Below are 17,632 nucleotides of genomic sequence, written 5' to 3' on the forward strand. Positions count from 1 at the left end.
CCCGTGCCGACGATTATCACCGGAGTCCGGCGCCGCAAGCCGTTCGTCGGGGCGCCCCAGCGCCAGATCGGCGGCGCGTCGGTCCGCCGACCGATCTCGGTGCTCGTGGCCCGAAGCACATTCGTGCGCCCGTTCCTCGCGCGCGCCGTGCGGGTACCGGGACCGCGCCGCAGCAGTACACCGGCGCTCCCGATCACGGGCGCCGCGGTCTGCATGACCGGCAGTGATCGGTCGGAGGTTGCCCTGAGTGGCGCCGATGAATCTGTGGTCACCCTGGCCGGCGCCGATCGGTCTGTTTCGATCTTCACCGTGAATCTCGATTGCTGAGGGCGCCACCCGTGCCTCCACTCATCCGCGAAGCCCCGGCCTACCGATGGCCGGCACTCCAGACCCAGACCGTGCGCGTAGAATGTACGCTCCGCGCGGGCCTGTCGCTGAGCGACTACGGCACCGTCACACTCACCGTGCGCCAAGACCCTGAGTGGCCGCGTTCCGGCCCCGCGCGCACGGCCGTCGATGCCGCCAATCCCAGGTCTGACGGCTGGCCGATTGCAGCGTTCGCCGTGGGTGCCATTGATGCCGGCGCGACCAATCCCACGATCGTGTTCACGGTAACTGTGCCAGCCGTACCGGGGTATCGGCGCTACGCGCTCGATGTCGTTGCGTCAGGCGGAATCGCCGGGCGCGTCCAACTGGTCGACACGACCTGGCTCACAGTCGTACCGAGCCTGTTGGGATAACAAATGGGGTGCACAAAACGCGAAGGGCGCACAGGATCTCATTCCGTGCGCCCTTCGCGTTTTGTGCCATCCGCCGGGCGCTGGCATGAATCGCCAGCGCCTGTAACGGAGTAACAATGCGTGCGTACTACGCCCTCGTCCTGACCGCACTCGCGTGCATATCAGTGGGGTTCGCCCTACCCCCGGTGCCCAAGACACCCCGCGCACAGACCGAGTCCACTGCCCCGCATGCACTACGGGCACCAGATCAGCCGGACCGCGAGTGGAAGCTCCCGCCTGGCGAGCTAGCTCCCAACCAGATCGTGATCCAGGCCGATGCCGGCGACGTGGTCGATTGGGGCCACGCGACCATTGGCGTGTCCGACGCATGGAAGCAAACGAAGGGCAAGGGCGCGACGGTCGCCGTGCTGGACACGGGCTACGACCATACCCACCGCGACCTCAAGAACCAGGTGACCGCGTCCAGGGATTTCACCGCGTCACGCTCGGGCGATTCCGATGTGAACGGTCACGGGAGCCACTGCGCGGGCATCATCGCGGCCGAGGAAAATGGGGTCGGGGTGGTCGGGGTCGCACCGCAGGCGAAGGTGCTGGCCGGGAAAGTGCTCGGGGACAACGGCTCGGGCCTCTCGACCTGGATCGCGGCCGGAATCGATTGGGCCGTCGAGAACGGTGCGGACGTGATCTCGATGAGCCTGGGTTCGGACGCACCCGATTCGCGCATCGAGGCCGCGGTCAAACGCGCGCTGGCCAAAAACGTGATCGTGGTCGCCGCGGCGGGCAACAGCGGGCCGCGCGAGGGCACCGCGGGTTGGCCCGGGAGCTTCGAGGGCGTGGTATGCGTCGCGGCCGTCGATAGTAACCAGGCCGTCGCCAGCTTCTCGTCGCGCGGCAAAAACGTGCAAGTCGCCGCGCCGGGTGTGAACGTCCGCTCGTGCTACCCCGGCGACCGGTTCGCCACCATGTCCGGCACCTCAATGGCCACGCCCTATGTGGCCGGGTGCGCGGCCCTCTTCGTCTCGCACTGCAAGGCGCGGGGGATCAAGTGGACGCCGACCGATTTCGCCAGCGCCATCGCGAAAACCTCGAAGGACCTGCCGCCTACGGGTCGTGACACGGCCAGTGGGTTCGGACTGGTTCAGCCGGCAAAGTTACTGCCCGCCGATGACCCGACCGTTCCGAACCCGCCGGCCCCGCCCGATACCGGTGACGGCATCATCATCACCCCGCCCCCGGCCACGCCCATCACCATCGGCGGGCGCAAGGTCAAACGCATCGTGCTGGAACTGGAACCGAAGTGACAACGGGTTGTCGCTAGCGTAACTCGCCGGCGAGCGGCGCCACTTGGCTCGCCCTATCTCGCAAGGTTCACATGGTCACGATCGTCACCGTTGCCGTGCTCGTTCCCGTCGCGTGGTACGGCTTCGTGGCCAGCGCGGTTTTCACGTTGCTGCACACGGCGGAAGAAGTGTGGACCGGCGACGGCGCGCCGTTCTGGGGCTACTACCGCCGGCACTTCGGGCACGGGATCGGCAACATAGCCGGTGCCCTGCTCTTCTCGGGTCTCGCTCTCGCCCTAATTGGTCTGGCGATTTCGGGGTATCTGTGCGGCTCTCAGTTTTTCCTCGGCGGATTGATCGGGGCGCGCGTAGGTGATTCTGTTCTGTCGCACATCGGATTGCGCGTGCAATTTGTGGAGCCGAACCCGGGGCTGGCGACTGCGCCGCTGTACTTGGTCGAGGCCGCGGTGGTGCCGTGCGTGCTGCCGGTATCGACGGTAGGGGTCGCGCTCGGGTTCGGCGCGTTCGCACTGTTTTGGTTCACGTCTTTTGTTCGGAGGAGAACGTGATGCGCGTGGGTGTTCTGTGTTTAGTGGCTGTCGGGTTCGGGTCAGGCGCGCCGGTGAACGTGTCCGCCGGCCCGGTCCGCGAGTTCATCCGCGACCACCGACCGGGCCTGATCGTGCCCAGGTCGCAACCGCGGATTCAGCCGGTTGCTCCGGCCGTACCGATTACCCCAACGTGTCCGTGCGAGATCAGTTGTCCGTGTGCGGGAGGAGATCAGTTCCGATGGGCTGAGGCACCGGCGCTGAGTGTGACAGGTTGGTTGCACCCGCGGACGGTTAGCGCGTGTCCAGGGGGAACGTGCCCTGCTCCGCGGCGCTGAAGCGCGAAATGTGGCAGAAAAAACAACGCCGGCGGGTTTCCCCAACCGGCGTCGCGACCCGCGGATCGCCCATAACCGCGAATCGTTTGAGATATTAACTACCCTTCAGACCACACGCAAGGATAAAAAATGAATAGTTCCGTTCTGGACCTGATCGAAAAGGTTGCCGCACGAGTGGCAGACGGAAAGCTCAGCGCCACCGACGGTAGCGCGTTCCTCCGACGGCTCGTTCACGGCCCCGCGCTCGCGTTCGTGGTGAAGTGGACGGCCACCCCGTTAGACGACCTTGCGCTCGAACTGTTCAAGTCCCTGATCCCGGAGTGACGGCCGGTCCCCTCTTCAGTTGCGCGCGCACCGCCGCGAACCGCTCTCGGGTATTCCCGGGTTCGGCCGCGGCGTTCGGCGTAACGGCTGCGCGTTTTGTCGTCCTGAAGGTCGCGCGCCCTGGGACCGCCCCACCGTCATAGTCGGGTTCTTCCAACGAGATCGGGTCCGTGACCTCTTCTTCCCCCTCGGCCGAAGTGGGCAGCGGGCCGATGGTGAGTGCGGAGCCCGCGGTGGTCCGGTACAGCCCGCCGTTGCGCAGGCGCTGGGCCTCGCGCCGGCACTCCGAGCGGAGCCAGGTCGCGGCGAACCCGCGGAACGCGCCGAACAGATCGCCGGTGGGCGGCAAACGGGATTCGTCGAACCGCCCCATGAGCATCGTGAGCGTGACGAGCGCGCAGCCCTCCAGTTCGAGCTCCTCCTCGGACCCGATCGCGAACCCGAAGTCGGCGCGCACGCCCCGCGCGATCCCGCGCGCCCAGGCGATGTGGTCGCCCGCATCGATGCGCAGTTCGCGCGAGCCGGTCCGGGGTTCGGGTTGGGTGGACGCGCGAACTGCGCGCAGTTTGGAAATCATCGGCATAGCTGCAATCCCGAAATGTGAATCTGCGCACACCGTTCCCGCGATTCGCGCTTGCTGCGCGCGAGTTGTGTGTGGTGCCGTTCACCAGCGCCGAGAGCGCTGTGTGGTGGTGGGCGATATTAGCGAATGGCACGTGCCGGCGCGATGTGAGTAGCGCCGGGAAATGGGTACTAAACGGCACGTTTCATTTTCGATGGTTTCCGAACCCGATTCACCGTTTCGACTTACCGGGAAGCACTCGATCGCCCTTTTTGTTTGAGGTACCGACGATGAGGTCTGTTGCCGGGTCGCGCCACGCCGTCACACCGGTGTTCGAGTAAAATTTGGTGAACCCTCCACCACCGATTGAGCCAACCATCACGAAAGAGGAAGGCTTTTCTCCGAGCCGCTCATCGACCTCCTCCCAGGACGCAGCCACGATGACGATGCGACTCCCTCCGCGTTCAGCGGAAGCCCAGGGAAGTTGGGGAGCGGTCATGGTTGCCAGAGCGCAGGCAAGAATTGTAAGCATTGGGCCTCGCGAAAAGAGCCGACGAACCGATTGCCGCCAGTGCTCACCTGTACCCGCGGTGGGAATTCACATCAAGTGTTTTTGACGAGCGACCCTCACTTCGCGCGCGGGAGCTTCTCGAACTCGGGCTCCGGGATCAGCTTCACGGTTTCGGCGTCGGCCAGCAGGACGCAGCGCTGGCCGTCGGCGCCCGGGGTCCGCTCCCAGGCCAGCGCGGTGCCGGTCGGGTTCGGGACGCGCGCGAGGTCCACGCCCCACAGGATCACCGGCGGCTGGTCGTCGCGGCGCCCGCGCCACATGCCGATCAGCTCGCGGAAGTCGTCCGCGGTCGGTGGCGTTTTGGTCTGCGCGATGTGGCTCCGGTACACGCGACCGATCGAGCGCAACGTTTCTAGCGTACCGTCGGTCTGGACCTGCGCGAGCCGCTCGGCCCGTTGCGCCCGCCGCGCGGCGGGCCCGGACCGCACCTGTTCGGCGGATTGGGTCATCTCGTCCACACCACCGCGGCGCTTGGTGCCCGGGAGCAGAAAGATGGCCAGAGTGATCGCGAGTCCGACGGCCGCGAACCACGCGATCTCGCGCACCCAGCTCATGGCGCCCCTCCGGTAAGGTCGGGCGAACGGCATCGCGGAACGGCCCGGTGCATTGTGGGTGTGATGGGAGCGCTCGGGCCGCGGTACCATTGTATCGCGCCCGCACGATTGTCGCGTACTCGGGAACACATCGGACCGCCCGCGGCCTTACGCTGTGGCCTTAAGCGAATCTTCCACACCGCGCACGATGCCGACGAATTTATCGGCACCTTGGCCCGCGGGTTGCAAGTCGGCGCGCGCCGGGTTCCGTGAAGGTCCGCGGGTCTTCTTCAGGCGCTCTCGGCGTAGACACAAAGCATTGCACCATCAGCGGCTCATATCGCGCGCACCGCATCGCGTCCGAAACAAATTGAATAAGCCATGAAGTTGGTGTTAATCGATCTTGAGACCACTTGCATTAGCTGTTCGGCAAAATTAGCATACACCACGTCCACTCGCCCGTTAGCCCACTCTTTCCTAACTGCGAGGTCTCAGATGGCTCTCTCCAATCGTCGTCGGTTGAGTGTCGATCGCCTGGACGACCGCATCATGCCGGCGGTCCTGATCAACGAGGTTCTGGTCAACCCGCCGGGCTCCCCGGACAGCCCGACGGAGTACATCGAATTGCGCGTAACGGCGGGCAGCGCGCTCAGCCAGTTGAACAATCTCTACATCGTGGCGCTGGAAGGGGAAAAGCCGGGCACCGGGTCGTCGGACCCGGGGTCCGTGGACCTGGCCTACAAGCTCACGGCAACGGACATCGCGAACTTCAAATCGAAGTTCGATGCCGATAACAACAACATCGCCGACGCGGGCGGGATCATCCTGCTGACCGGGACCGGGCACGGGTACACCAATGCCGCCTCGACCTCGGTCGTCATCACGATCCCCGAGCTGACCGCCGGCAGCAGCTACAAGGGCCTGGAAAACGGGGCCAGCAGCTTCGTGCTCCTCACCTACGCCGGCACACTGCAAGCGGACCTGGACACCAACGGCTCGCTGGGCAGCGGCGCCGACGGCGACGGTGTACTCGACGCGATCGCGGGCGTGGCCTACCTCGACGGCGTCGGCTACCTCGATAAGGAAAACTCGGGCGATTTCGTCTACGGCGCCAAGATCCCCTTCGACGCCGACTTCACCCCGGACATTCTCGTTCGGGACAGCAGCTACACGACCCAGGCGTTCTCGGGCGTCGCGGGCGCGGCCGGGGCGAACTCGACCGCGGTCGCCGGCAACTGGTACGCCGCCGAGCTCGTCCCGACGCGCTTGGGTGTGACCACCGACTGGAACAGCGACGGCCTGCAGGACGGCGCGAACTGGCAAATCGATACGACCGCGTCCACGACCTTCGGCACCTTCCCCGCCGGGACCAACCAGACCACCGCGGGGGCGGCCAACCTAGCGTAACGAAAAGCACCTTCTAGCAGTCGCCTGTCCCCCGGAGCCGGCTCCGGGGGCAGGCAATTGCTATTGCGCCCGATCTCTTCCCCGCTGATCCCAATACGGTACCACCCATGCCTACCACAGCCCCCACCCGCCGCGCCTTCACGCTGATCGAACTCCTCGTCGTCATCGCGATCATTGCCGTCCTCATTGGCCTGTTACTCCCCGCGGTCCAGAAGGTGCGCGAGGCGGCGGCGCGACTGAAGTGTACGAACAATCTCAAACAATTCGGTCTCGCGATGCACAATTACGAGAGCGCGCACGGGGAGTTCCCCAAAAGCCGCCCGACGTATGACGCCGCGAAGCACTCCTGGACGCCGATCTGTTTGCCGTACATCGAACAAACGGCCCTGGCCCAGTTGCCATACGACTGGACGGTCGCGTGGAAGACCGAGCCGAATCTGACCGTTGTGAGAAAAAAGCTGGCACTGTTCATCTGCCCGTCCGCGCCCCAGGACCGGGCTAACCCCTGGCCCGGAGAAGAGCCCCCGGGGGTCGGGGACTACGGGTCGGTCAACGAGGTGAAGAGCGACTTCTACTCGGCAAACAATCTGACGCCCCCCACCACGGACGCCTTCGCGCTACAAGGGGTGCTGGCAAAGGGGAACCCGACCAAAATCACGGCGATCTCGGACGGCCTCTCGAACACCATGATGTTCGGCGAGGACGCGGGCCGGCCCACCATTTGGTACGATGGCAAGGCGCAGTCCGGTTCCTCCGGCCTGAAGAGCACCAAAGACGGGTGGGGCTGGGGCGACCCGGACGGCGGCTTCAGCCTCAGCGGGGTTACGTGGGCGAGCAACAAGTACAAAGACGGCGGGCCGTGTGTCATGAACTGCTCGAACGACAGCGAGTTCTACAGTTTCCACACGGGCGGGGTGAACGTCTGCATGGGGGACGGGTCCGTTCACTTCGTGCGGCAAACGGTCAACATCAGCACCTTCGCGGCGAGTATCACTCGGGCCGGCGGGGAAGTGGCGTCGCTGTTCGAGTAACCCGTCCCGCGTGCGAAATCGCGCGGCGCGTCGAGTTGAGAAGTCGCGAGTAGACGAGTGGTGCTCACTTCCCGGGGATGAACCCGCGCGGCACGTGATCCGACTTGAAGGTGCGCTCGAACTCCCGCACCTCGACCCGCTGGCGCGCTTCGAGGTCCGCGCCGCCGACCCGCAACTGCGCCACGAGCACGAACTCGCCCTTCGGGAGCGGTTCACCGGTGGTGGTAACGGGAGAGCAGCGCGAGACGAACACGTCCTTGAGGTCTTCCGAGCGCCCCGCCACCCCGAACGCGACCGTCCGGCGCGCCGTTCGCACGGGAGCTTTCGTCTCGGCGTCCACGAGCGCGAACGTGACCTCCGCCTCGCTCGGGCGCTGGTCGGCCGGCACGTTCAGCACGAGGGCGAAGTCGACGCCGAGACTCGGGTGGAGCACGGTGTCGTCCGTGACGATGACCAGTGGACTCGGGGGCGCGGGCGCTTTCAGGAAGTGTGCGAAGTTGGCGTGGAAGCAGCCCGCGCCAGAGGCGACCACAGCGACGAGGAGCACGATCGCGCAGCGCATGCGACACACCATCGCTCGTACCCCGGTCCGCGGGCGGGGATCTGTGGATCGAACCGGAATGCGGCCCCTATGCCACGAGGTGCCCGGCGGGGCAAGGGGAATTCGGGTCGCGCCCTGGCACTGGCTCAGGGCCGTTCCTTGTTTCATGTTGTGGATTTGAGTGCGGTTGGGTAATCGGGGCGCGTTGCCTCTTGGTCCCGGAGTTGCGCATGCCCCCTCGCACCCTGTACGACGCGCTCGCCACGCTCCCCGACCCACGCAGTCGCCACGGTCGTGTCCACCCCTTGCCTGCCGTTCTGGGACTCGTCGCGTTGGCCCTGCTCATGGGACGCAAGAGCCTCTCCGGGATCGCGCGATTCGGGCGACAACACGGAACCCCACTGGCCCACGCACTCGGGTTCCGACGGGGCCAAACGCCTACCACGTCCACGCTCTCGCGCACGCTCCGACGATTCGACGCGCAACAACTCGAAGGCGCCCTGTCGCGCTGGATCGAGGGGCGCATCGACCCCGCCGCGTTTGAACACCTCGCGCTCGACGGCAAGACCCTGCGTGGGAGTCGCGACGGGGACGTGCCCGGACTGCACCTGGTCGCCGCGTTCGCGCCCGCGGTCGCGGCGGTTCTAGCTCAGGTGCGCGTCGATTCCCGGACCAACGAACACAAGGCCGCGTTGGAACTGCTGGGGATCCTGCCCCTGACGGGCAAAGTGGTGACGGGCGACGCGATGTTCTGCCAACGGGATCTGGCGAAACAGGTGATCGAAGCCGGGGGCGATTACGTCCTCGTGGCCAAGAACAACCAACCGGCCCTGGTCATCGACATCGAGGGCGGGTTCGCGTTCGAGGCCGCCGCGCGCTCGATCGCGGCGGCTACTTCCCCCTGAACCGGTCCCGACGCCCGCGCCGTCGGGCCGGTCGGCCACCTCAACGGACAAGGGCCACGGGCGTCGGGAGACGCGCACCCTTGAGGTCACGCGGATCCTGACGGTGAGCCCGATGTGGAAGGGACTCAAACAGGGCTTCAAGGTAACGCGCGAGCGCATGGTGAAGGGCGCGCGGACGGTGGAGGTGGTGCACGGGATCACCAGCCTCTCGGCGGAGCGAGCGGACGCGGCGACACTTCTGGGCCTGGTTCGGGATCACTGGCGCATCGAGAATCCGTTGCATTACGTCCGGGATGTAACTCTGGGCGAGGACGCGTGCCGGGTGCGCAAGGGCACCGCCCCTCAGGTTCTCGCGGCCTTGCGCAATGCCGTGGTTCATTTGTTGTCCGGAGTCCGGGCCAAGAATCACCCCGAGGCCATCGAACAACTTCAAATACACCCGGACCAAGCACAGGCGCTTATCGGCATCCCGCAAGGTGAATAAAGGAACGGCCCTGGGCACTGGCTTTCACGCCGGCTGCGATTACCACTGCCAAAAAGCGAATTGGGACCACCGACCTCTGGTGCCGCACCAATCGCCCATGAGCACTTCAATCCGCTGGCGCGCTTCGAGGTCCGCGCCGCCGACCCGCAACTGCGCCACGAGCACGAACACGCCATTCGGGAGCGGGCGGCCCTGTTTGCCACCAAACTGGCTCGAATCGAATACGTCTTTGAGTTCCTTGGTTCGGCCCTTCGAGTCAAACGTGACCGACCGTCGCGCCGTTCGGACGGCCGCACCGGTGGTGGGATCAACGAGCGCGAGCGCGACTTCTGCTTCGCTCGGGCGCTGATCGCTCGGCAGATCCAAAGCGAAAGCCAGATTAAATGGCATAGCCGGGTGAAGGCAGGTGCCATCCGGTACGAGCGTCAGAGGGCCGGACGGTTGCGGTAAAGTTGATTCGGGCGCCGGCGAGGTTTTCGGGGCAAGCGCCGAGTTAGTGTGCAAGCAGCCCGCACTACTAACAACGAACGCCAGGAGCACGATCACACTGCGCATGTGATGCACCATTGCTTGCGCCCCGGTCCGCAGGTGGAGTCTATGGATTAGCTGGAATGCGGACCCTATGCCGCGTAGTGCCCGGCGGGGCAAGGGGAATTCGGGCCGCGCAACCGGTGCTAAAATGCCTCACCAAATGCGGAAGTGACGCGGTACGCTTCGCGGTGTACAATCGCGTCCTTTGCCCGGGGGTGTTGAGCCACATCAGCATGCAACAACCGACCGTCTATCGAGGGCGACGTGACCAGGGGTGGCTGGTTCTCGCCTGCTCAGTTCCGTTTCTGATGTTTGGCGCCGCGATTGTGTTGGTGTCCACCCTGTCGGCGGTGGCCCTCACGGGCGCATTCGGCGTGTGCGGAGCACTTGGCGCCGTAGGTGGGCTCGCCGCCATACGAATGCGCGTGACCGTCGGCCCTGACGGGATTTCCAAAACTCCGTCCATCCCCAGTGGGTTCACCATTTCGTGGGATAAGGTCGAAAAGTGGTCGGTGACGGACCTGGGCGAAGATCGAGACATGTTCAGCAGCCGGGCCGTTCGCTTCTCGGTCGGCTGGCGAAAAATGGAAGTCCAGGAAGCGGAAGTGTTCCACCCGGGGTTCGACCAGTTTATTCAGGACGTTCGCGCGTGGGCCGGCGAGCGCGAGGTCGCACCGCAATGAGGATGTTAGTTTCGCGTAGCGTAGGACGGACGCAATATTACATCTCCCAATTGACGGGAGCTATTTAGCGCAAATCCGATAGCGCGAAACGACCGGGATGAATCGGGCCGGGGGGCGGCCCGTTCTCTGGAGCCGTGGACGGGAACAGCAGGTTTACGCGCTCAGCGCTTGGCTCACTTCTTCGTTGATCGAATCGAACAGCGACTTCAGGTCGATGCCGTTGGAGGAGTCCGTGGGCGGGGGCGGGGGCGGACCTTGCGGCTGGCCTTGCCGGTTGTACGCGCCGACCCCGCCCCGGTTCCCGCCGGACGGCGGTGCGAGCACGGACACGTCGCCGGTTTGGGCCGCTTCCTCGAACTTCGAGGCCAGTTCTTCCAGTCGGGACAGGCCACTGGTGGCCGATGTGCTGTCGGTGCTGCTCGTGCTATCGGTGCTGTCCGTGCTGTCGGCCGAAGAAGTGTCGCCGATCGCGGAGCGGATCTTCGCGGCGATGTCCGCAGCGACCGCCTTGAACTTCTCAGGGTCTTCGGACGCGAGTTCCTTGAGCGCGGCGAACAACTGGCCCGGTCCGGAGATCTCCGCCGAGTCGCCCGTCTGGGGCGCGAAGCTCGTGGCGCTGGTCGACGAGCTGGTCGTCTTCTGCTGGAGCGACGACACGGACAGTGTGGCCGAACTGAAACCAACCGAACTAATCATGAGCGAGTCCCTTAATGTGGGGCATGGATCTTGGGTGCGAGTCCCCCCACTTAAACGCCGTCGCGCGCCCACAATCGCCTGGAAAAACCAGCGAATCACAATGTTTCGTGTGGTGCGCAAATCTCAGCATGGGCAGAATTTTAATGAGAGGCGCGGCGCGTGCTGACAGGGAAACTGAAGTGAAAATCTCTCATTAAATCCGTTTCGTCCGTTCTCCGTGAAAAAAATCAATTCTTACTGCACATCGAGATTCCGTGTCGCCGAAATGGACCATCAGATAGCCCGATGCTGTGTTGAAAACTTGCGTTTTGTGTTCGTGGCACAGGCCTCTGGCCTGTGTGAGCGCCTCCACAGGCCAGAGGCCTGTGCCACAAAACCATGAACCAAACGCATCAATTCAACACAGCAATAGCCCGACCGAGCGCGCAGCCCTGCCACCTTTTCCTGCCCGTCCGCGCCCGGCTGTTCCCGATACGTCCGTTTCCGGGGGATGGGAAATGAACTTTCGCGCGATCTGCGTAGCGCTGCTACTGTCGAGCCTATCGATCACGGGGTGCGGGACGGTTAAGAACACGCTCACGACGCGCCCCGAACACGGCGGGAAAACTCCGTTCGGCGGGGTGCGGCACGACATGGCCCACCTCAAGCGGGCCGCGAACGGGGAACTCGGGCTCTGCGCGGACCCGGACATGGAACCGGAGCGCGATCCCCAACTGGCGCTCATGCTGTTCTGCGCCGTGGACCTGCCGTTCAGTCTCGTCGGCGACATCGTGACGTGGCCCTACACGAAGACGTTCACCTACGTGAACCAGCCGGTCCCCACACCGCCCATGATGTTCTCCGACCACGCGGCACCGGTGGCACGGCCGACACTGCCCCCTGCTGGCCGGCCTACTGCAATGCCCTCTGTGCCCACCACCCCTACTAGTCAACCACCTGCTAACCTGCCCCCGATCCCGACGGTGCCACCGGTGCCCGTACCCGGCTCCGACAAACTGCCCAAGGCGCCGTGACCCGAACGGGTTCGGGGGCGCGTGCGACTACGCCCGGGTAACTTGCCACGCGACGAACCCGGTGTACGCCGCGACCAGGACCGCGCCCTCCCACCGGTGCACGCGCAGGCCGTTGGCGACGACGAGCATCAGCAGCACGGCGAACCCGGCCATCGCCGGGAGGTCGAGCGCCAGCGCGGTCGCCGGCACGTCCATCGGTTGCACGATCGCGGTGCCCCCGAGGATCAAGAGCACGTTGAACAAGTTGGACCCGGCGACGTTGCCCAGCACGATGTCCGCCTCCCCGCGCAGCGCCCGGCGGCCCCCGCGGCCAGTTCCGGCAGGGACGTTCCGACGGCCACCACCGTCAGGCCGATCAGCCACTCGCTCACCCCGAGGGCGCGGGCCATTTCGACCGCGGCCGTTACCATCAGGTGCGCGCCGGCGACGAGCGCGACCAACCCGACCGCGACCAGCACCCCCGCGACCCACACGCGCATCTTCGCGCCCGCGGTCCGCCCCACCTCCTCCTTCACCACCGGCGGTTCGGCCCGCGCGCCGCGGTACATGTACACCGCCAGCCCCGCGAACGCGCCCAGCAGCACCGCCCCGTCCGCCCGCCCCACGCGGCCGTCCCAGCACAGCGCCCACAGCAGCAGGGACGCGCCGATGACCAGCGGCACCTCGACCTTCAGGAGCCGCATGTGGGCGGCGAGCGGGGCCACCAGCGCCGCGCACCCGAGGACCAGACCGACGTTCGCGATGTTGCTCCCGACCACGTTCCCCAGGGCGATGTCGGAGCTGCCGCCGAGGGCCGCGGAGAGGCTGACGACCAGTTCCGGCGCCGAGGTGCCAAACCCGATCACCGTGAACCCGACGACGAACGGGCTGACGCCCAGTGCCCGGGCCACCCGCACCGCCCCGCGGATGAGCGCCTCGGCCCCGACCGCGAGGACGATCAACCCGCCCACGAACATCAGCACCTGAATCAGCATCGCGCCCCCCGAATTGTTACCGCGCCCATACTACTCCTCGGCTCTCACGCGCGCCATCAATTTGCGGAAGGCACGCGGTGGCCGGGTAGGTGCGTAAGCGTTTTAGACAGGGTTAGCAGGATCGGCGCTATTCAAACACACCCGGGGTTGAACCCCCGGGTACGAGAGGCCACAATTCATTGACAAAGGCCGGCTACAAAAAGCCATCGCAACAGGATCGGGTCAATCACCGGCGCGGGTCACGTGCAGCCGGTCGCCCGGCAGGATCTGGTAATTCGTGTACGTCACGCCGTGCTGAGTGATCCCCTCCCAGTCGACCGAGAGCACCTGCGCCGTGCCGCCGTTCTTGCCCGGCCGTGTGATGTGAATCAACAGTTTGCTCCCCAACCCCAGCGGGCCACTCGCGTTCGCGATCGCGTCCAAAACGCTGTCGCCCCCGGTACAAGGTAACCGCAAGACGGTCTGGCCGTTGGTGCCGGAGCCAGAAATGACGTAGTAGGCTTTGCTGTTGTAAGCGCGCACATCAACGATCACGACGAGGTTCTCCGCGGGCACGTTTTCCGCGCGCTTCGCGACGTGGTTCCGAACGGCCGACACCGCCTCTTCGAGCGTGCGCCCGGTGAGCGCGACCGATCCCCACTCCCCCAAACCAACGGTCCCGTCCGGGCGCACCTGGAACGGACCCGAAATCGGTTGCGTCGGCAACGGGCTGGTCTTACCGGTCTTCGGGTCTTTCACGGCGACTTCGATCGACAACTGATCGGGCGCTTCGATCACGTAAGGCGGGAGCGCGATCTTCTGAAGCTCCCGGGGCACTGCCACGGGCGGCGCGACCGGCGCGGGAACGGGAGTCGGGGTCGGCGCCGGGGTTGCTGCAACCGCGACCGAGCGTTCCGCACCGAGCGCGGCCAGCGCGTCGAGCTTCTGTTGGGTCTGCACTTGGGCGCGCCAGTTCAGCACCAGCAGGCCGATGATTGCAACCGCCGTTACGAACGTGAACGTGCCACGGATCCCGCGCATGTCGGACCTCCTCCGGTTGGTCCGAGGCGATACGCCAACACCTACAAGAACGTCAACCCCAACCGGTCGGGCGCTCGGGTCTGTTTAGTGCGGGATGCGCCGCCCGCTCATTAACATTCGCGGTTCGCCTGGAGCGTTCTGGGCGAACCGCACCGGCGCGACCACCGGGCACCCGATCAACAGCGCGAAAAGCACAGCGACGCGGATCATGGGTCGGAACCTCCTCGGAGTGGGACAAACGCTGTTGTGCCTCACACGGCGAGAATATTCTCAGCGTCCTCTGGAGTGACACAAGTCGGCCTTGAACAACCTGGGCCGTGTAGCGGAGGATCAGTTCGTCACCGATCCGTCGAGGGGGCAGGATGCGTCCCGTACACTCGTTTCCAGACCCCGTGGTCGAAGCGATCGCGGCCGCTCGTTATCAGCACCCCGACCCGCGCGTCCGGGAGCGCACGGAGATCCTCTGGCTCAAGAGCCGAAACGAACCGCACGGGCGCATTGCGGAACTCGCCAACGTGTCCCGATCCACGGTCCAGCGAACCTTGCGCATCTTCGCCGCGAAGGGGTTGGATGGCATCCGGTTGTTCGGCCGGAAGGGGCAACCCAGCGCGTTGCCCCCGCACCGGGCGACAATCGAAGAGGAGTTCCGCAAGCACCCGCCGCACACGGCTCACGACGCAGCCCGGCGCATCGAGGAGTTGACGGGCGTCCGGCGGAAGGCGTCACGGGTGCGCACGTTCCTGAAGGACGACCTGGGGATGAAGTGCTTGAAGATGGCCCCGATCCCGGTCCCGCCCAAGAACACGATCGAGGGGCACGCCCGAACACAGGCGGACTTTTTAAAACGCGGACCTGGAACCGAGATTGGCGGACGCGCGAGCCGGTAGGCGTGTGGTGTACTTCGTGGGCGCGTCGCACTTCGTGCGGGCGTCGTTCCGGGGTTGAGTGTGGTGCTTCGTGCGGCTTCACGTGCGTGCGGCGTCGGGTCGGCACCGGTACAACGTGTTGGGAGCGATCAACGCGGTCACGCACGCCCTGGTGACGGAGATCGACACCACGTACATTGCGGCCACCTCGGTGTGCGCATTGCTCGACAAGATCGCAGCCCTCGGCGGTTCGGCGCCCGTGACGCTGGTCCTCGACAACGCCCGGTATCAGCGGCGCGCGCGGGTCACCGGCAGGGCCAAGCAGTTGGGTATCGAGTTACTGTTCTTGCCCTCGTACTCACCCAACCTGAACCTGATCGAGCGCCTGTGGAAGTTCGTGAAGAAGGACGTTTGGTAATCGGCATCGAAAAGGGGCTCTTCCGCACTCTTGGTGATGACGGGTTGCAACTCCCCTGCAGTAATTGCAGTTACCCGATTCGCGCGTGGACGAAAATGTAGCGCGCGTGGTAGTCACAACTCGTTATGCTGCATACTAATTGAACGTCATTCTGATCAACGTGCTTCATCAGCTTTACGGAAGAGCCCCTTTTCGATGCCGATCACCCCCCAGGAAGATCAGCGCCGGCGCGGTGGCGCTGGCAGTGGAATGGGCTGGTCGCCATGTACCCGACCGGCGCCTCAGCTACGTCAGAGACCCCTTGGCCGCCTCCGAACCGATGTCGCCGTGACGACCATGTTCGACTGGCCCATCAGGATGAACACCTTGACGGGCTTGCCGGCGGCTCCGGGTGTGTCGTCCGGCTTCAGGTTCACGTCGGGCGCCTTCTGGCCGGACGCGGTGCCGGCCAACGGGATCAGAGTGGCGACGGCGAACAGGTAGCGGCGCGAAGCTCACTTCTCCCCGGCTTTGGCCTGGCGGGTGACGATCGGCACGTACCCGATTTCCAAGCCTTTTGGTGGGGTGACGAGAGCGGCCGGGTCGAGGTCGGCCACCTTGCCGACGGTCGGCGGCGGGAGGTACTCGCGGTCCTTCGTCCAGTTCTTGTGCAGCAACTCGACGCGCTTCTGGAGCGCCTCTCGCTCGGCTTCGGTCAGGTCGGCGTTCAGCACCGCAGGCTGATTGGCGAATCGGTACCAGTAGTACGTGACCACGCTGCCGTCGCCGAGTTTCGCCTCGAACGGTCCGGCCGCCGGCCCCGGCTTCTTCCAACTGCTGCCGGCCTCGTCGGGCGTGACGTAGGGTTGCGGCTCGGCGGTGCGACGACGGGGGAACTCGACCTTAGTTAGTCCGGTTTCGACCGGCACGTCCTTCGCGCTCACGACCACCCACCGCTCCTTGTCGTTCTTGTCCTTCTCGAGGCGGTAGTACTCGGGCAGGGTGACGCGCGCATCGCCCTTCGTTACGGCGTCCGACCACTTGTACCCGTAGGTAGTTTCGTCGAGTGCGGTGGGCGTGGCGAACGAACTCCAGGCCACCTGCGCGCGGCTGTCTCGCTCCTTGTTCGGCGGGTAGATCCGCCAAGTCGCCCCGCCCTTGCTCTCGAAGGTTTGAACCGCTGCGGCCTTCGGGTCGATGGCGCCCGACACCTCCTTGCCGCCGGCGAACCACGCCTGCACGCCGTCCCACAGCGCCGACTTGTTGTAGGCCGTGATGCGGTGAATCAGGGGCGCGTCCGTACCGGCGCTGACCGGGAACTGGGTGGGTGCGACGCGAGCGTAACTGGTGCCCTTCGCGTCCCGGGCGATGTACGCCGGGACGTGTTGCGTCTCCATCTGGACGGCCTTGTTCGGATCGGACGGGCGCGTGTCGAGGAACAGCCCGCCCAGATCGGGCTTCTCGACGGTCGGCTTGGACCAAAAATACGGCACGAAGAACGTGACCGGCCCCTTAAAGTTGCCCGTGTTCAGAAACAGGGTCCAGCACTGGTTCCCGGTCGGCACGTCCTTCCCGGCGGTGGTCTTCTTGGCCGGCGTCAGCGGCAGCGGCAGGTAGCCGTACCCGAGCAGTTCGCCGTTCGTGCCCGGCTTCAGGTTCAACCCGTCCGGCGGCCAGAGCACCCACGGGCTGAGTTGGGCGACGGCGTACTTGCCGGCGGGCTTCTGCCAGTCGCGGCCCTTGCCCGCGCCGGGGCCGTTCGCCCACTCACTGAACTCGAGCGCCACCCCGCCCATGATGAACTTCGGCGTCTCGGTGGCGAAGCGGGTGTCCCGCCACCAGCCGAGGCCGCCCTCGATGTCCGAGTACGCCTTCTCCGGCTTCTTGCCGTCGTACTGGGCGAACATCCAGGTGCCGAACAGCCCGCTCTGAAAGTCCTGGCCGGGGTAGTTCTTCAGCAGCGGCCACGCCGCCACGTACATCGAGAAGCCGGCGTTGTACTTCGCGTCCACCCGGCCGTGCGGCACGAGCAGGTAGCCGGCCATCTCCGCGCGCTGCGGTGCCGGGTCGGCCGCGGTCGCGGCCCCGGCGGAACTCAGCACGATCAGGCAGGCCGTCGTCAGTGGGCGGAGCGTCGAACGATTCATGTGACATCCTCTTCGGTTGTCGGGGGCGCGTGTACGGCGGT

23 protein-coding genes are annotated in these 17,632 nt (G+C 65.5%); 13 read left to right on the forward strand and 10 right to left on the reverse strand.

The genetic code is table 11. The annotated features are described in order from the left end of the window. Positions 1-3: 3 nt before the first annotated feature. The 5 genes from VT84_RS23725 (at position 4) to VT84_RS23745 (ending at position 3,230) form a co-directional block, all read left to right on the forward strand. Positions 4-327, forward strand: a complete 324-nt coding sequence (locus VT84_RS23725) for a hypothetical protein (RefSeq protein WP_052552756.1) — start codon at positions 4-6, stop codon at positions 325-327. Positions 328-338: 11 nt separating this feature from the next. After that, positions 339-740, forward strand: coding sequence for a hypothetical protein (locus VT84_RS23730; RefSeq protein WP_052552758.1), 402 nt, complete (start codon positions 339-341; stop codon positions 738-740). A 116-nt stretch (positions 741-856) separates the two neighbouring features. Then, positions 857-2,041: a S8 family peptidase gene (locus tag VT84_RS23735; protein WP_082841229.1), complete on the forward strand. Its 1,185-nt coding sequence runs from the start codon at positions 857-859 to the stop codon at positions 2,039-2,041. A gap of 71 nt (positions 2,042-2,112) precedes the next feature. After that, positions 2,113-2,589, forward strand: coding sequence for an HXXEE domain-containing protein (locus tag VT84_RS23740; protein ID WP_082841230.1), 477 nt, complete (start codon positions 2,113-2,115; stop codon positions 2,587-2,589). Positions 2,590-3,035: 446 nt separating this feature from the next. Continuing rightward, positions 3,036-3,230 (forward strand): hypothetical protein, encoded by a 195-nt coding sequence (locus tag VT84_RS23745; protein WP_082841231.1) that lies wholly within the window; start codon positions 3,036-3,038, stop codon positions 3,228-3,230. Here VT84_RS23745 and VT84_RS23750 read toward each other — a convergent pair. Together VT84_RS23750 and VT84_RS23755 are read right to left on the reverse strand one after the other, a co-directional pair. Further along, positions 3,208-3,813, reverse strand: coding sequence for a hypothetical protein (locus VT84_RS23750; RefSeq protein ID WP_082841232.1), 606 nt, complete (start codon positions 3,811-3,813; stop codon positions 3,208-3,210). The two genes, VT84_RS23745 and VT84_RS23750, sit on opposite strands and share 23 nt — an antisense overlap. Before the next feature lie 606 nt (positions 3,814-4,419). Beyond that, entirely contained in the window at positions 4,420-4,917 is a 498-nt protein-coding gene (locus tag VT84_RS23755; RefSeq protein ID WP_082841233.1) for a hypothetical protein, read from the reverse strand. Between the two features lie 474 nt (positions 4,918-5,391). Between VT84_RS23755 and VT84_RS23760 the strand changes: the two genes are divergently transcribed. Both VT84_RS23760 and VT84_RS23765 read left to right on the forward strand, forming a co-directional pair. Continuing rightward, a complete protein-coding gene (locus tag VT84_RS23760; protein WP_082841234.1) occupies positions 5,392-6,303 on the forward strand; it encodes a hypothetical protein in 912 nt (303 codons plus the stop codon). Positions 6,304-6,410: 107 nt separating this feature from the next. Then, a complete protein-coding gene (locus tag VT84_RS23765; RefSeq protein WP_052552779.1) occupies positions 6,411-7,334 on the forward strand; it encodes a DUF1559 domain-containing protein in 924 nt (307 codons plus the stop codon). 64 nt (positions 7,335-7,398) lie between these two features. Here VT84_RS23765 and VT84_RS23770 read toward each other — a convergent pair whose 3' ends face one another. After that, positions 7,399-7,896 carry a hypothetical protein gene (locus tag VT84_RS23770; protein ID WP_052552781.1) on the reverse strand — a complete coding sequence of 166 codons (498 nt, stop codon included), beginning with the start codon at positions 7,894-7,896 and terminating at the stop codon, positions 7,399-7,401. A 209-nt stretch (positions 7,897-8,105) separates the two neighbouring features. On the opposite strand from VT84_RS23770, the gene VT84_RS41750 reads away from it, so the two are divergent. Together VT84_RS41750 and VT84_RS41755 are read left to right on the forward strand one after the other, a co-directional pair. Continuing rightward, the gene (locus VT84_RS41750) at positions 8,106-8,780 is read left to right on the forward strand and encodes an ISAs1 family transposase (protein ID WP_082839626.1); all 675 of its coding nucleotides are present in this window, start codon (positions 8,106-8,108) and stop codon (positions 8,778-8,780) included. Then, positions 8,671-9,264 carry an ISAs1 family transposase gene (locus VT84_RS41755; RefSeq protein ID WP_255359578.1) on the forward strand — a complete coding sequence of 198 codons (594 nt, stop codon included), beginning with the start codon at positions 8,671-8,673 and terminating at the stop codon, positions 9,262-9,264. Before VT84_RS41750 ends, VT84_RS41755 begins: the two co-directional genes overlap by 110 nt. Before the next feature lie 39 nt (positions 9,265-9,303). Here VT84_RS41755 and VT84_RS23785 read toward each other — a convergent pair whose 3' ends face one another. Then, on the reverse strand, positions 9,304-9,819 hold the full coding sequence (locus tag VT84_RS23785; RefSeq protein WP_157469768.1) for a hypothetical protein: 516 nt from the start codon (positions 9,817-9,819) through the stop codon (positions 9,304-9,306). Positions 9,820-10,127: 308 nt separating this feature from the next. Here VT84_RS23785 and VT84_RS23790 point away from each other — a divergent pair, with 308 nt between their 5' ends. Beyond that, positions 10,128-10,478 carry a hypothetical protein gene (locus VT84_RS23790; protein ID WP_157469770.1) on the forward strand — a complete coding sequence of 117 codons (351 nt, stop codon included), beginning with the start codon at positions 10,128-10,130 and terminating at the stop codon, positions 10,476-10,478. A gap of 153 nt (positions 10,479-10,631) precedes the next feature. On the opposite strand, the gene VT84_RS23795 is transcribed toward VT84_RS23790, so the two are convergent. Continuing rightward, positions 10,632-11,174: a hypothetical protein gene (locus tag VT84_RS23795; protein WP_082841237.1), complete on the reverse strand. Its 543-nt coding sequence runs from the start codon at positions 11,172-11,174 to the stop codon at positions 10,632-10,634. 497 nt (positions 11,175-11,671) lie between these two features. Between VT84_RS23795 and VT84_RS23800 the strand changes: the two genes are divergently transcribed. Further along, a complete protein-coding gene (locus VT84_RS23800; RefSeq protein ID WP_082841238.1) occupies positions 11,672-12,187 on the forward strand; it encodes a YceK/YidQ family lipoprotein in 516 nt (171 codons plus the stop codon). 27 nt (positions 12,188-12,214) lie between these two features. Here VT84_RS23800 and VT84_RS41760 read toward each other — a convergent pair whose 3' ends face one another. The 4 genes from VT84_RS41760 to VT84_RS41765 form a co-directional block, all read right to left on the reverse strand. Next, positions 12,215-12,457 (reverse strand): hypothetical protein, encoded by a 243-nt coding sequence (locus tag VT84_RS41760; RefSeq protein ID WP_162271824.1) that lies wholly within the window; start codon positions 12,455-12,457, stop codon positions 12,215-12,217. Beyond that, positions 12,412-13,161, reverse strand: coding sequence for a calcium/sodium antiporter (locus VT84_RS23810; RefSeq protein ID WP_082841240.1), 750 nt, complete (start codon positions 13,159-13,161; stop codon positions 12,412-12,414). Before VT84_RS23810 ends, VT84_RS41760 begins: the two co-directional genes overlap by 46 nt. Positions 13,162-13,383: 222 nt before the next feature. Then, positions 13,384-14,181, reverse strand: a complete 798-nt coding sequence (locus tag VT84_RS23815) for a polysaccharide biosynthesis/export family protein (RefSeq protein ID WP_082841241.1) — start codon at positions 14,179-14,181, stop codon at positions 13,384-13,386. Between the two features lie 84 nt (positions 14,182-14,265). Then, on the reverse strand, positions 14,266-14,391 hold the full coding sequence (locus tag VT84_RS41765) for a hypothetical protein (protein WP_255359508.1): 126 nt from the start codon (positions 14,389-14,391) through the stop codon (positions 14,266-14,268). Positions 14,392-14,543: 152 nt separating this feature from the next. Here VT84_RS41765 and VT84_RS23820 point away from each other — a divergent pair, with 152 nt between their 5' ends. Then, the gene (locus tag VT84_RS23820; RefSeq protein WP_082841242.1) at positions 14,544-15,068 is read left to right on the forward strand and encodes a helix-turn-helix domain-containing protein; all 525 of its coding nucleotides are present in this window, start codon (positions 14,544-14,546) and stop codon (positions 15,066-15,068) included. A 70-nt stretch (positions 15,069-15,138) separates the two neighbouring features. Next, positions 15,139-15,465 carry a transposase gene (locus VT84_RS23825; protein ID WP_157469772.1) on the forward strand — a complete coding sequence of 109 codons (327 nt, stop codon included), beginning with the start codon at positions 15,139-15,141 and terminating at the stop codon, positions 15,463-15,465. A 494-nt stretch (positions 15,466-15,959) separates the two neighbouring features. Here the strand turns inward: VT84_RS23825 and VT84_RS23830 are convergent, their stop codons facing one another. After that, complete coding sequence (locus VT84_RS23830; RefSeq protein ID WP_204249633.1) at positions 15,960-17,591, reverse strand: hypothetical protein; 1,632 nt, start codon at positions 17,589-17,591, stop codon at positions 15,960-15,962. Positions 17,592-17,632: the final 41 nt, after the last annotated feature.

It is taken from the genome of Gemmata sp. SH-PL17, from assembly GCF_001610855.1.
In the GTDB taxonomy this organism is placed as follows: domain Bacteria; phylum Planctomycetota; class Planctomycetia; order Gemmatales; family Gemmataceae; genus Gemmata; species Gemmata massiliana.

Excerpts from the sequence above, each read along its gene's own strand:
- VT84_RS23750 (WP_082841232.1), bottom strand. The coding sequence starts at position 3,813 with ATGCCGATGATTTCCAAACTGCGCGCAGTTCGCGCGTCCACCCAACCC.
- VT84_RS23755 (WP_082841233.1), bottom strand. The coding sequence starts at position 4,917 with ATGAGCTGGGTGCGCGAGATCGCGTGGTTCGCGGCCGTCGGACTCGCG.
- VT84_RS23735 (WP_082841229.1), top strand. The coding sequence starts at position 857 with ATGCGTGCGTACTACGCCCTCGTCCTGACCGCACTCGCGTGCATATCA.
- VT84_RS23765 (WP_052552779.1), top strand. The coding sequence starts at position 6,411 with ATGCCTACCACAGCCCCCACCCGCCGCGCCTTCACGCTGATCGAACTC.
- VT84_RS23810 (WP_082841240.1), bottom strand. The coding sequence starts at position 13,161 with ATGCTGATTCAGGTGCTGATGTTCGTGGGCGGGTTGATCGTCCTCGCG.
- VT84_RS23740 (WP_082841230.1), top strand. The coding sequence starts at position 2,113 with ATGGTCACGATCGTCACCGTTGCCGTGCTCGTTCCCGTCGCGTGGTAC.
- VT84_RS23760 (WP_082841234.1), top strand. The coding sequence starts at position 5,392 with ATGGCTCTCTCCAATCGTCGTCGGTTGAGTGTCGATCGCCTGGACGAC.
- VT84_RS23815 (WP_082841241.1), bottom strand. The coding sequence starts at position 14,181 with ATGCGCGGGATCCGTGGCACGTTCACGTTCGTAACGGCGGTTGCAATC.
- VT84_RS23800 (WP_082841238.1), top strand. The coding sequence starts at position 11,672 with ATGAACTTTCGCGCGATCTGCGTAGCGCTGCTACTGTCGAGCCTATCG.
- VT84_RS41750 (WP_082839626.1), top strand. The coding sequence starts at position 8,106 with ATGCCCCCTCGCACCCTGTACGACGCGCTCGCCACGCTCCCCGACCCA.
- VT84_RS23830 (WP_204249633.1), bottom strand. The coding sequence starts at position 17,591 with ATGAATCGTTCGACGCTCCGCCCACTGACGACGGCCTGCCTGATCGTG.
- VT84_RS41765 (WP_255359508.1), bottom strand. The coding sequence starts at position 14,391 with ATGATCCGCGTCGCTGTGCTTTTCGCGCTGTTGATCGGGTGCCCGGTG.
- VT84_RS23795 (WP_082841237.1), bottom strand. The coding sequence starts at position 11,174 with ATGATTAGTTCGGTTGGTTTCAGTTCGGCCACACTGTCCGTGTCGTCG.
- VT84_RS23820 (WP_082841242.1), top strand. The coding sequence starts at position 14,544 with ATGCGTCCCGTACACTCGTTTCCAGACCCCGTGGTCGAAGCGATCGCG.
- VT84_RS23745 (WP_082841231.1), top strand. The coding sequence starts at position 3,036 with ATGAATAGTTCCGTTCTGGACCTGATCGAAAAGGTTGCCGCACGAGTG.
- VT84_RS23785 (WP_157469768.1), bottom strand. The coding sequence starts at position 9,819 with ATGCGCAGTGTGATCGTGCTCCTGGCGTTCGTTGTTAGTAGTGCGGGC.
- VT84_RS23770 (WP_052552781.1), bottom strand. The coding sequence starts at position 7,896 with ATGCGCTGCGCGATCGTGCTCCTCGTCGCTGTGGTCGCCTCTGGCGCG.